At 68.9% G+C, this 11,983-nt stretch carries 10 protein-coding genes; 4 read left to right on the top strand and 6 right to left on the bottom strand.

The window, feature by feature from the left end; all coding sequences use genetic code 11:
- Positions 1 to 25 precede the first annotated feature (25 nt).
- Positions 26 to 1,096 carry an ABC transporter ATP-binding protein gene (locus ACFWH5_RS07920; RefSeq protein ID WP_378833738.1) on the bottom strand — a complete coding sequence of 357 codons (1,071 nt, stop codon included), beginning with the start codon at positions 1,094 to 1,096 and terminating at the stop codon, positions 26 to 28.
- Between the two features lie 109 nt (positions 1,097 to 1,205).
- Between ACFWH5_RS07920 and ACFWH5_RS07915 the strand changes: the two genes are divergently transcribed.
- On the top strand, positions 1,206 to 2,015 hold the full coding sequence (locus ACFWH5_RS07915; RefSeq protein WP_378833736.1) for a FadR/GntR family transcriptional regulator: 810 nt from the start codon (positions 1,206 to 1,208) through the stop codon (positions 2,013 to 2,015).
- A 34-nt stretch (positions 2,016 to 2,049) separates the two neighbouring features.
- A complete protein-coding gene (locus ACFWH5_RS07910) occupies positions 2,050 to 2,757 on the top strand; it encodes a cache domain-containing protein (RefSeq protein ID WP_378833734.1) in 708 nt (235 codons plus the stop codon).
- Between the two features lie 165 nt (positions 2,758 to 2,922).
- Here ACFWH5_RS07910 and ACFWH5_RS07905 read toward each other — a convergent pair whose 3' ends face one another.
- Complete coding sequence (locus ACFWH5_RS07905; protein WP_378833733.1) at positions 2,923 to 4,305, bottom strand: PrsW family glutamic-type intramembrane protease; 1,383 nt, start codon at positions 4,303 to 4,305, stop codon at positions 2,923 to 2,925.
- 59 nt (positions 4,306 to 4,364) lie between these two features.
- On the opposite strand from ACFWH5_RS07905, the gene ACFWH5_RS07900 reads away from it, so the two are divergent.
- Entirely contained in the window at positions 4,365 to 5,234 is an 870-nt protein-coding gene (locus ACFWH5_RS07900) for a fumarylacetoacetate hydrolase family protein (protein WP_378833731.1), read from the top strand.
- Positions 5,235 to 5,310: 76 nt separating this feature from the next.
- Here ACFWH5_RS07900 and ACFWH5_RS07895 read toward each other — a convergent pair whose 3' ends face one another.
- Genes ACFWH5_RS07895 through ACFWH5_RS07880 form a run of 4 tightly spaced genes read right to left on the bottom strand, consistent with a single transcriptional unit; the run spans position 5,311 to position 9,587 of the window.
- The gene (locus ACFWH5_RS07895; protein ID WP_378833729.1) at positions 5,311 to 6,771 is read right to left on the bottom strand and encodes an aspartate ammonia-lyase; all 1,461 of its coding nucleotides are present in this window, start codon (positions 6,769 to 6,771) and stop codon (positions 5,311 to 5,313) included.
- Between the two features lie 52 nt (positions 6,772 to 6,823).
- On the bottom strand, positions 6,824 to 7,741 hold the full coding sequence (locus ACFWH5_RS07890; RefSeq protein WP_378833727.1) for a phosphodiesterase: 918 nt from the start codon (positions 7,739 to 7,741) through the stop codon (positions 6,824 to 6,826).
- Between the two features lie 53 nt (positions 7,742 to 7,794).
- Entirely contained in the window at positions 7,795 to 8,130 is a 336-nt protein-coding gene (locus ACFWH5_RS07885) for a peptidase (protein WP_378833725.1), read from the bottom strand.
- The gene (locus ACFWH5_RS07880) at positions 8,127 to 9,587 is read right to left on the bottom strand and encodes an anion permease (RefSeq protein ID WP_378833723.1); all 1,461 of its coding nucleotides are present in this window, start codon (positions 9,585 to 9,587) and stop codon (positions 8,127 to 8,129) included. The genes ACFWH5_RS07885 and ACFWH5_RS07880 overlap by 4 nt, the downstream gene beginning before the upstream one ends.
- A 178-nt stretch (positions 9,588 to 9,765) precedes the next feature.
- On the opposite strand from ACFWH5_RS07880, the gene ACFWH5_RS07875 reads away from it, so the two are divergent.
- Positions 9,766 to 11,853, top strand: a complete 2,088-nt coding sequence (locus tag ACFWH5_RS07875; RefSeq protein WP_378834785.1) for a S9 family peptidase — start codon at positions 9,766 to 9,768, stop codon at positions 11,851 to 11,853.
- The last annotated feature ends 130 nt before the right edge of the window (positions 11,854 to 11,983 follow it).

Raw genomic sequence — 11,983 nt, 5'->3', positions numbered from 1 at the left:
TTCGTGATCTGCGGATGGGGTGTTCTCAGGGAAGCCGCGCGGCGTGCGAGGGGTTCCACACGGCGCGGATGGGGTCTCCGCGGCGAAGGATCTGCTCCTCCGCGGGTCGGTTCGAGTTCGGCTGCTCGGCGATGATGTCCACGCCGGCGTCGGCCGAGATGAGGTACCGGGTCGCCGGGCCGGTGTAGACGACCTCGCTGACGCTGCCGGGAAGGCCGACGTCACCGTCGGCGAGCGGCTCGGTCGGCGACTGCAGGCGCACACGCTCGGGGCGGATGCTCATCGTCCGCCGATCGGCGGTGAGCTCTTCCGCGAGATCGCCCGCGACGAGGTTCGACAGACCGAGGAAACGGGCGACGAACTCCGTCTGCGGGTTCTCATAGACCTCGCGGGGGCTGCCGATCTGCTCGATGCGGCCGTTGTTGAACACGGCGACGCGATCGCTCAGGGTGAGCGCCTCCTCCTGATCGTGGGTGACGAAGACGAAAGTGATGCCGACCTCGCGCTGGATCTGCTTGAGCTCGATCTGCATCTGCTCCCGCAGCTGCTTGTCGAGTGCGCCGAGGGGCTCGTCGAGCAGCAGCACCTGCGGGCGCAGGATCAACGCTCTCGCGAGGGCGATGCGCTGCCGCTGACCGCCGGAGAGCTGGTGCGGGAGTCGAGCGGCGACATGGTCGAGACGCACGCGTCGCAGCGCGTCCGCCACCTCCTCCTCGCGTGAGGCCTTCGCGGTGCCGCGCACCCGCAGTCCGTAGCCGACGTTCTCGGCGATGGTCAGGTGCGGGAACAGCGCGTAGTCCTGGAAGACGGTGTTGACGTCCCGAGCGTGCGGAGGCGTGCGGGTGACGTCCTTGCCCGAGAGGTGCACGCTGCCCGCGGTGGCGTCCTCGAATCCCGCGATCACACGCAGTACCGTCGTCTTGCCCGACCCCGAGGGACCGAGCATGGACAGGAACTGCCCTGGCGCGACGTCCAGGTCGAGGTCGCGCACGGCGGTGAACTCACCGAAGGACTTCGTGAGGCCGCGCAACGACACGCTCCCCCGGTGTGCGGTGTCGTCGGTCGCAGCCGGCGCGGCGGGTGCGGCAGTCGTCATGTCGTGCTCCTCGATCTTCATCGAACTCGGAAGGTTCGTAAAACATATAAAACCGTAGGTCATATTTCAAGTGGTCGCAACGAGGCCGGCGAAGTGCAAGAATCCAGGGATGGAATCGCTGACGTCGTCGCCCGGGAGCGCCTCCCCCGCGTCGGCCATCCCGGCCGCCGAACCGGGACGGGATCGTCAGCCGCATCGACTTCATGGCGCGCTCTTCCAGCCGATCGGCGACGAGGGTCGCGCCGAGCTGGTCGAGCGCCGGCTCGTCGATGCCATCAATCGAGGGCATCTGCGCGCCGGCGAGCGACTGCCGTCCGAGTCGGAGCTGGCCCGCAGCTTCGGCGTCGCCCCCGTCACCGTGCGCGAGGCGCTGCTGGCGGTGCGAGGCCGGGGATTGATCGTGACCCGCCGGGGCCGGCACGGAGGAAGCTTCGTCGCGGACGACGCGGATCCGCTGGCGTTCGCGCGGGATCAGCTGCGCACGACCTCGCGTCTCACGCTGCGCGACATGGGTGCGCACTATGCGGCGATCACAGCCGCCGCCGTGCGGCTCGCCGCGCGCAGAGCCGATCCGAGCGAGGCCAGACACGTGCGCGAGCGCCTCGAGCGCTTGGAGGTGCTCGACGCCGAGCAGCAGCGACGTCTTCTCGACGACGTGCAGGTCGAGCTCGTCTCGCTCAGCCAGTCGGCGAGGCTCACCAGGGAGCAGATGAAGCTGCAGGCGGAGTTCTCTCCCTATCTGCGACTCGTCGGCACGGACGCCGCAGGGCTGCGACGCCAGGCCGACAGTCTCAACGCCGTCCTCGACGCGGTCGAGGACGGTGAACCCGATGAGGCCGGCCGACGCACCGAGCGCATGGTCGCCGATGTCATCGACACGCTGATCGACATCCAGATCACCTCTCCGGCATCCCCGTGACCGGTACCCCCATCGACGTGCACAGGAGGACGCGATGAGCACCAAGACGAGCACCGCCCCGGCAGCCGCCGCCAAGATCGTCGAAGACTACTTCGGCGACCCGATCCGGATGCTGCTCAGCTGGATCGACCCCGTATCGGAGCAGCTCGCCGCGGCGCTGCACGACGGCGGGCTCACTCGCGCGCGACTGGACTCGCTCATCGAGCCCTATGCGCTGCGCACGCTCGATCTTCCGAACGTGCCGGTGTACGGCGCCGGGTTCATCGCCGCGATCGACCTGCTCTCCGATGCGCACAGCCACCTCGCGTGGTGGCAGGGGGCGGAGCGTCGCAGGCTGGTGCTGGCCTCGCAGTCGGTGAACAAGGAGCACATCGACTACAGCGAGCTCGAGTGGTACCGCATCCCCATGTCGACTGGCGCACCGCATGTCGCCGGCCCCTACGTCGACTATCTCTGCAGCGACGAGTACACGATCACGGTCGCCGTTCCCGCGACCGCCGACGGAGCCCAGCTCGGCGTCGCCGGCCTGGATCTGCTCGTCTCCGAAGTCGAGCGGGAGCTCACCCCGCGGTTCGCCGCACTCGGACAGCAGGTCACGCTGACCAACGGCCTCGGTCGCGTCGTCGTCTCGACGAATCCTCGCAGCGCGACGGGCGATACCGTGCGCGGCAGCCGCCTCGCCGATCTGCCGCGCATCTCGTGCGCCGGCGTGGCTCTGGACGTCATCGTCGAGGACCTCTGACTCGCGACGGGCGCATGGGGCTCTTGACTTCCGCTTCGGTCGCGTGCACCCTGTCTGTAGACCAACTCAGCGCCCGGGAGACTCGCAGGCATCGCCGCAGCACCGGGCGCTGAGTCTGCACCGGGGCTGAGTCTGCGCCCGGCGGTGAATCTGCGCTGCGCGGTGTCAGTACGCCAGCAGTTGCGCGCGAGTGGCCCGAGCGCGGTTCAGCAGCGCCTGCTCGTCAGAGGCCGCGTACGCATCATGCCCGTGCAGCGCCCGCTGCCGCACCGCAGCAAGTGCGGCCGCATCGTGGATGAACGATCGCATCAGCCTCCGGCGGTCTCCTCGCAGACCTGCGGCCCACTGCATCCCGGCCTTGCGGCCGGCCGGCGTGGCCAGCATGACGACCTCCTCAGGGGTGAACCATCCCGCGGCGGCGTAGTCGTTCAGACGCAGCCGGGTGAGTCTGGCCTCTTCGCGACGCAGTGCGATGATGCCGAGGATGAAGCCGACGAACAGCGGCACCTGCGTCGTGATGTAGAGCACCAGGAAGTCGCCCAGCAGCGACGACCCGTTCCAGAAGGCGTGCAGGGCGATCGCGCCCAGCACGCCCATCGCCCCGGCGCCGATGACACCCCCTGGTTCGCTCCCTCTGCGCGCGGCGAGTCCCATCGCGAACCCCGTCAGGGCTGTGAACATCGCGTGCGCGAACGGCGAGACCAGCCCGCGCAGCACGAACGTCATGGTGAGCTGAAGTGCGCCCCCTTCGATGAGGCTGATCCCGAAGTACTGGATGTTCTCGGTGAACGCGAAGCCTGCACCGACCAGCGCCCCGTAGACGATGCCGTCCACGGGCCCGTCGAAGGCGCGACGCCCGATCGCGAACACCAGGAAGACTCCGAGCCCCTTGGTAATCTCCTCGACGAACGGGGCCTGGACGACGGCACTGAAGAAGTCGTTGCGCAGGCCGACCGCCACGGTGAGCGCGAGATCGAAGAGCAGCGTGAGCCCGATCGATGCGACGGCTCCCCAGGCCAGAGCGAAGACGACGAGGCTGCGCGGTTCAGGCTCCCAGCGGTCGATGAGGCGCACGCCGAAGAGCACGATGCTCAGCGGCACCAGCGCGAGCACCATGCCGGTGACGGATGCTCCGGTTCCCAGCAGGATCGCGAAGTACGCGATCAGCGCGAGCATCGCGAAGCCGAGGACGCCGAAGAGCCAGATGGAGGCCGAGCGGCCCTTGCGCACCGGAAGCGGGAGAGCCGGCATCGCGGGGGCCGGTGACGGCGCCTGGGGCGGTGGCGGCGCGTAGCCGGTCGGCCGGTCGAGCGCCGATGCAAAGCCGGACGGCGCGTATCCCGGCTGGTGCGTCGGCTGCCCGTACACCGGCTGCGGAGGCTGGCCGTACACCGGCCGCGGCGGCTGCCCGTAGACCGGCTGCGGAGGCTGGCCGTACACCGGGCGGGACCGCTGCGCAGGGGTGGCCTGCGGCGATGGCTGCGGCGGCGGTGCCGGCTCTTCCGCGGGCGGCGGCGAGTACGCCGGGGGCTCTCCTCCAAAGCTCATGCTGAAAGCCTAGAGGTCGTCTGAGGCGTCACCGGCGCGATGGCCGGTAGCGTAGAAGAATGCGGTTTGCCCATCTGCGCGCCCCCGAGTCCGATTCCGTCCACCTCGCCGTCGTCGACGGCGAGGACGCCGTACTCGTCAGCGACCTCCTCTCCCCCAGCCCGTCGACGCTCCAGGAGCTCATCGACGGTGGTGACGGCCTCCTCGCGCAGGTGCGCGATGCGCTGGCGCGGGGCGACGCGCCGCGGCATCCGCTCGCAGGCTTCGGCTTCGCCTCGGCCGTGATCGCCCCTCCCGCGGTGCTCGCCGTCGGTCTGAACTACGCCGCACACTCCAGCGAGTTGGGTCTGAAGACCGACACCGCGCCCACCGTGTTCACGCTGTGGCCGAATTCACTGTCCGGTCACGGACAGACGACCGCGTGGCCGCGCTCGCTCAGCGAGTCGGTCGACTACGAGGCCGAGCTCGGTGTCATCATCGGTCGCCCTGCCAAGGACATCTCCGCCGATGACGCACTCGATGTGGTCTGGGGCTATACGGTCGTCAACGACATCACCGCCCGTGACATCCAGTTCGCCGAGGCGCAGTGGTCGCGCTGCAAGTCCTTCGACGGGTTCACGCCGACCGGTCCGTTCGCGGTCACCGCAGACGAGGTGCCCGATCCGCAGGATCTGCACATCTGGACCGTCGTCGACGGCCACACCGTGCAGGACGCGTCGACCGGGCAGATGGTGCGTCCGGTCTCGACGCTGATCGCGCACCTCTCGACCTCGATCACGCTGCTTCCCGGCACCCTGATCTCCACCGGCAGCCCCGGCGGCGCCGGCTATTCCCGCGACCCGCAGATCTTCCTGCGCGACCGGTCCACCGTCACGGTCGGCATCGACGGCATCGGCGAGCTGACCACGCACTGCCGCATCCTGGATTAGACCGGATGCAGCGAAGGGCGCCGCACCGTTCGGGCGGCGCCCTTCACCTGGTCCACGGCATGCCGGGGCGTGAGAATCACTCCTGGGGCAGATCCTCGGCAGCGATCACGGGGATCGCGGAGGTGGCCGTCTCCAGACCCGACAGCCGCGCGGGCGAGATCTGCTTCATGACCTCCTCGCGCGTCATCAGCCCCGCCTCGACCACGAGATCGGCGATGTTGCGGTTGGTCAGCAGCGCGGTCTTCGCCAGTGCCGCGGATGCCGCGTAGCCGATGAACGGCGTGAGCGCCGTCACGACTCCGACGGAGGCGCCCACCATGGCGCCCAGGCGCTCGCGGTTGGCGGTGATGCCGTCGACGCAGTTGACCCGCAGCGTCCACATGGCCTGGCGCATCCAGGTGATCGACTGGAAGATGGAATGCGCGATCACGGGCTCGAACGCGTTCAGCTGCAGCTGACCGCCCTCCACCGCCATGGTGACCGTGACGTCGGCGCCGGCCACGGCGAAGGCGACCTGGTTGACCGCCTCGGGGATGACGGGGTTCACCTTGCCCGGCATGATGCTGGAGCCGGCCTGCATGGCCGGCAGGTTGATCTCGCCGAAACCGGCCTGTGGGCCGGAAGACAGCAGGCGCAGGTCGTTGCAGATCTTCGAGAGCTTGATGGCGTTGCGCTTGAGCGAGGACGAGAACGACATGAAGGCGCCGGTGTCGCTGGTCGCCTCGACCAGGTCACTCGCCGTGCTGAGGTCGAGTCCGCTGATCTCGCGGAGGTGACGCAGCACGGTCGGTGCGTAGTCGGCGTGGGTGGTGATGCCGGTGCCGATCGCCGTCGCGCCCATGTTGATCTCCGTCAGCAGGGAGGCGTTCTCGGTCAGGCGACTGTGGTCCTCGCCGAGCGTGGTCGCGAAGCCGTGGAACTCCTGGCCGAGCGTCATCGGCACCGCGTCCTGCAGCTGAGTGCGGCCCACCTTCAGCACATCGTGGAACTCGTCGGCCTTGCCGAGGAACGACCGCCGCAGCAGGTCGAGCTCGTCGAGCAGCGAGCGCAGGTTCAGCGACAGACCGATCTTCACCGCCGTGGGATACACGTCGTTGGTCGACTGGCTGCGGTTGGTGTGGTCGATCGGCGAGAGGTAGGCGTAGTCACCCTTCTCGCGGCCGGCCATCTCGAGCGCGACGTTGGTGATGACCTCGTTCGCGTTCATGTTCGTCGAGGTGCCGGCGCCGCCCTGGATGACGCCGACGGTGAACTGATCGTGGAACTCCCCGTCGATCACACGCTGCGAGGCGCGGTCGATGAGGTCGGCGCGCTCGGCGTCCAGCACGCCGATCTCCTTGTTCGCGCGAGCGCTCGCCTGCTTGACCATCGCGAGGCCGCGGATCAGGTCGGGATAGACCGAGATGGGCCGCTTCGTGATCGGGAAATTCGCCTCCGCCCGAGCCGTGTGCACTCCCCAGTACGCGTCGGCGGGGATCTCCATGCTTCCGAGGGAATCGGTCTCAGTGCGGGTCAGGGCAGGCGCATCGGCGGCCATGTCACTTCCTTGTGGGTTGTGGCGAACGGGAACATGGGGGATGCCACCCAGTCTACGCCCGGCCGCGAGCCGGCTTGCGCGAGAAGACCTCCAGCCTCTCCTCGGCGGACAGGGCCGCCATCCCTTGCAGCCAACGCTCGCTGAAGTAGTCGCCCGTCGGCGCCTCGGCCACCGGCACCACGGTGTGGGTGATGACCTCGGGGCGCACGTGCACCAGCTGGAACGACTGGGCGGCGTCCATGCCGTTGACGTCCGCGGCCGGACGGCCGAGATTCATCGTGTAACACGTCGACGAGGCGACGCTGACCGGCACCCCGGCGAACATGCCGGTGGAGGAATAGTGCAGATGCCCCGCCAGGATGCCACGGACGTCGGTGCCCCGGATCACGTCGGCGAGCTCGTCCTGATGCTGCAGTTCGAGGATGTCGAACAGCGGCACGTGGGCGGGCAGCGGCGGATGGTGCATCGCCAGAAGGGTGCCGTGCGGTGCCGCATCCTGTAACACCTCCGCGAGCCACGCCCGCTGCGCCTCATCGATGTCGCCGTGATGCCACCCCGGCACGCTGGTGTCGAGGGCGATCAGCCTCAGGCCGTCGAGATCCCACACCCCTGTGACCGGATCCTCGTTCGGCTCGGCGTCGAGCAGCGCCGCGCGCAGCGCCGGTCTTTCGTCGTGGTTGCCCGCGACCCAGATCACCGGACATCCCAGTTCCGCTCCCACCGGCTCGAGCATCGTGCGAAGGCGGCGGTAGGCGTCGGGCTCGCCGAGATCGGTCAGATCGCCGGTCACCACGATGGCGGAGGGATGCGGATCCACGCGCCGGACCGCGGCCAGCGTGTGCTCGAGATTCCCCTGGGAATCGGCACCTCCGGCGTGACGCGCGCCGCCGGCGAGGAAGTGCGGATCGCTCAGGTGGATGATCGTGTGCGACGCCGGCTGGTGGCGCCCGAACGCGGGGTAGTCGACCATGCGCTCAGCCTACGACCCGTGGCGGACGCCGCCTCGACGCGCGTCGCGCGCGTTCAGTGACCGATGACGATGATGAGGATGCCGCTGATCACCGCTGCCCCGCAGAGCACGAAGCATCCGACGGCGGCGACGAACGCGAGCGTCTTCTGCGCCTCGGTCAACGGGTTCTTGCGCGCCGCCTTGGCCGCCTGCTTCGCCGCCTTCTTGATCTCCTTCTCGGAGAGCACCGTGATGGCGTCGGTGAACTCGGCCGGCGTGACCACCGGCACGCGTCCGCTGCGTACCAGCATGCGAAGCCCCAGCGCATAGAACAGCACGATGGCGACCGCTCCGAGCAGAGCGGCGACGAAGACGTTCAAGAACGCGAGCCAGTCGATCGCGACGCTCATCGGACTTCCTCCTGCTCATCGACCGACAGGTCCCACTCGGCGAGCTTGGCGCGGGCGCGGCGGCTGGCGCTGAGCACCTCCCACTCCTGCGCGGCCTTCTCCGCCTCGGCGTACTTCTTCGCTGCCTTCTCGGCGGCCTTGCGCGCCGCCTTGATCTCGCTCGGCGATCCGCCGGCCTTCTTCAGCTTCTTGGCCCGCCGCGCGGCCTTCTCCGCGTCGTCCGCCTTCCGCTCGGCGCGCTCGAGCGCGCGCACCAGCTCCATGCGGCTGCGGCGGCGTGTCGGGCCTGGCACCTCGGGAAGGTCGACGGCGAGTCCGGACTCCGCGACATCGCTCATCGCGTTGGCCGGGGTCACCGCGTCACGCCGCGAGTAGAGGAACAGACCGATGATGACGGCGAGCGCGATCACCGCGTCGATCGCGACCCCCCAGTTGCCCAGCCAGATCACCAGCAGCGCCGCAAGCGCTCCCACTGCGCCGGCGGCCGGGAGCGTCAGCAGCCAGCCGATCGCGATGCGCCCTGCGGTGCGCCACCGCACGGTGGATCCGCGACGGCCGAGCCCCGATCCGATCACCGAGCCCGAGGCGACCTGTGTGGTCGAGAGGGCGAAGCCGAGGGCGCTGGACGCGAGGATGGTCGCGGCGGTCGAGCTCTCTGCCGAGAAACCCTGCGCGGGCTTCACCTCGGTGAGTCCCTTGCCGAGGGTGCGGATGATGCGCCATCCGCCCAGATACGTGCCCAGCGCGATCGTGAAGGCACAGGCGACGATGACCCACAGCTCGGGCTCGTGGTGGGCGGCGGACTGCCAGCCGACGGTGATCAGCGCCAGGGTGATCACGCCCATCGTCTTCTGCGCGTCGTTCGTGCCGTGTGCCAGCGCGACCAGCGACGACGTGAAGATCTGCCCCCAGCGGAAGCCCGAGCGGCCGTCGGGCTTGCCGTCGTACCGGCGGGTGACGGCATAGGCGATCTTGGTCGCGGCGAACGCGATGATGCCCGCCGTGAGCGGGGCGATCAGCGCGGGGAGGATGATCTTGGACAAAACCATGCCGAAGTCGATCCCGGTCGCGCCGACGCCGACGAGGGTGGCGCCGATGAGACCGCCGAACAGGGCGTGCGACGAGCTCGACGGCAGGCCGAGCAGCCAGGTGAGCATGTTCCAGGTGATGGCGCCGATCAGCCCGGCGAAGATGAGCGGCAGGAACACCTCCGCCCCCATCTCGATGATCGCGTCCTCGCGGACGATGCCACCGGAGACGGTCTTGGCGACCTCGGTCGACAGGAACGCGCCGACGAGGTTCAGCACCGCGGCGAGGAGCACCGCCGTCTTCGGCTTGAGCGCGCCGGTCGCGATCGGGGTCGCCATGGCGTTCGCCGTGTCGTGGAAGCCGTTGGTGAAGTCGAAGAACAGTGCCAGCGCGATGACCAGCACGACGATGAGGGCTGCGGTTTCCACCGTTCTCTTTCGTTGGAACTGTCAGGGGAGTGTGCCGAGAGCTCGGCGTGACGAACGAAGAGTTCACCGTGGGTACATGATCCGTTTACGGGCCCGAACGAATCCTCCCACCCCGTCCGGGCGGCGGTCAACTCGCGCCGGCCGCTCCGATAGCGTGGAGGTCGTGAGCGATTCCCGCATCCGGCCGCCTGCCGCGGCACGCCGCCCCGTCATCCGCACCCACCACGGAGACTCGTTCGAGGATCCGTACGAGTGGCTCAGGGCGAAGGATGACCCCGAGGTGCTCGCGCACCTCGAGGCCGAGAACGCGTACACCGATGCGCGTACCGCGCACCTGGGCCCGCTGCGCGAGCAGCTGTTCGACGAGGTCAAGTCCCGGGTGCTGGAGACCGACCTCTCGGTGCCGACCCGCCGTGGCGACTGGTGGTATTACGGCCGGACCGAGGAAGGGGCGCAGTACGGCATCCAGTGCCGCACCGCCGCGGTGGCCGAGGACTGGACTCCCCCGGTGCTCGAACCCGGCGTGCCGGTGCCCGGCGAGCAGGTGCTGCTCGACGGCAACGTCGAGGCCGACGGCCACGAGTTCTTCTCGCTCGGCGCCTTCGATGTGTCCGACGACGGCAGCCGGCTGCTGTGGTCGGTCGACGTCGAGGGCTCGGAGCTGTACACCGTGCACGTCCGCGACCTGGTCTCGGACGAGCGCTTCGACGACGTCATCGAGAACACCGGGCAGGCGTTCTTCACCCCCGACGGCACATCGGTGGTGTACACCACCCGCGACGAGGCCTGGCGACCCGACACGCTCTGGCTGCATCGCCTCGGCACACCGGTCGAAGACGACGTGAAGCTGTTCCACGAGCCGGACGAGCGTTTCTGGCTGGGCGCCGGCATCACACGCAGCAAGAGGTTCCTGGTGATCGGTCTGGGCTCCAAGATCACCAGCGAAGAGCTGCTGATCGACATCGACGATCTCACCGCCGAGCCGCGCGTGGTGTGGCCGCGACGGGACGGCGTGGAGTACTCCGTCGATCACGCGATCGTCGACGGCGAGGACCGCCTGCTCATTCTGCACAACGACGACGCGCTCGACTTCGAACTCGTCTCCGTGGCGGCATCCGACCCGCAGGGCGAGCGCCGGGTGCTGCTCCCCCACTCACCGGGCACGCGGCTGCTCGATGTGGACTGCTTCCGTGATTTCGCGACGGTCGAGTACCGCTCCGAGGGCATGCCACGGGCCGCCATCCTCGACTATCGCAGCGGCGCGCTCGACGTCGTCGAGTTCGACGAGCCGCTGTATGAGGCCTACTTCAGCGGGAATCCCGAATGGCACGCCCCCTTCCTGCGGATGGGCCGCACGTCCTTCGTGACGCCGTCCACGGTGCTCGAACTCGAACTCGCCACCGGCGAGAAGCATGTCCGCAAGCAGCAGCCGGTGCTGGGCGGCTACGACCCCGCCGATTACGGTCAGCAGCGCGTCTGGGCGACCGCACCCGACGGCGTCCGTGTGCCCGTCTCCCTGGTCTGGAAGCGCTCGTTCGGCGACCCCGGAGAGGCGCCGCGTCCGCTGCACCTGTACGGCTACGGCTCGTACGAGCACTCCATCGACCCCGGCTTCTCGACCATGCGGCTGTCGCTGCTCGATCGCGGCGTCATCTTCGCGGTGGCGCACGTCCGCGGTGGCGGGGAGATGGGCAGGCACTGGTACGAGGACGGCAAGGAGCTTCACAAGCGCAACACCTTCACCGACTTCGTGGCCTGCGCGCAGCACCTGATCGACACCGGCGTCTCCACGCCCGACCGCATGGTCGCCGAGGGGGGCAGCGCGGGCGGATTGCTCATGGGTGCGGTGGCCAATCTGGCCCCCGAGCTGTTCGCGGGCATCCTCGCGGGCGTGCCCTTCGTCGACGCCCTGACATCGATCCTCGACCCGTCGCTCCCCCTCACGGTCGTGGAGTGGGATGAATGGGGCGACCCGCTGCACGACGCCGAGGTGTATGCGTACATGAAGACGTACACGCCGTACGAGAACATCCGCACGGATGTCGCGTACCCGCGCATCCTGGCGATGACCTCGCTCAACGACACGCGCGTGCTCTATGTGGAGCCGGCCAAATGGGTGGCGGCGCTGCGACACTCCGGTGCGCAGGACGTGGTCATGAAGTGCGAGATGTCGGCCGGCCACGGCGGCGTGAGCGGGCGATACAACGCCTGGCGCGAGCGCGCCTTCGAGATCGCCTGGATGCTCGACGTGCTCGGCTTGGCGTAACCCGGCGCCGCCGCGTCGCAGCATCCGTTCTCCGGATGCGGCTACGGGCGCGTCCGGAAACCCGCGGGTTCCCGCGCGACGCACCACGCACCGGAACCCGTCCGGGAAAGTGCGGGTGCGCGGCGTCCGC

The sequence above is a fragment of the Microbacterium sp. NPDC058345 genome (genome assembly GCF_042723855.1).
Lineage (GTDB): Bacteria > Actinomycetota > Actinomycetes > Actinomycetales > Microbacteriaceae > Microbacterium.
Note: the sequence above shows the minus strand (reverse complement) of the source record. Positions and strands in the feature narration are given on the sequence as shown.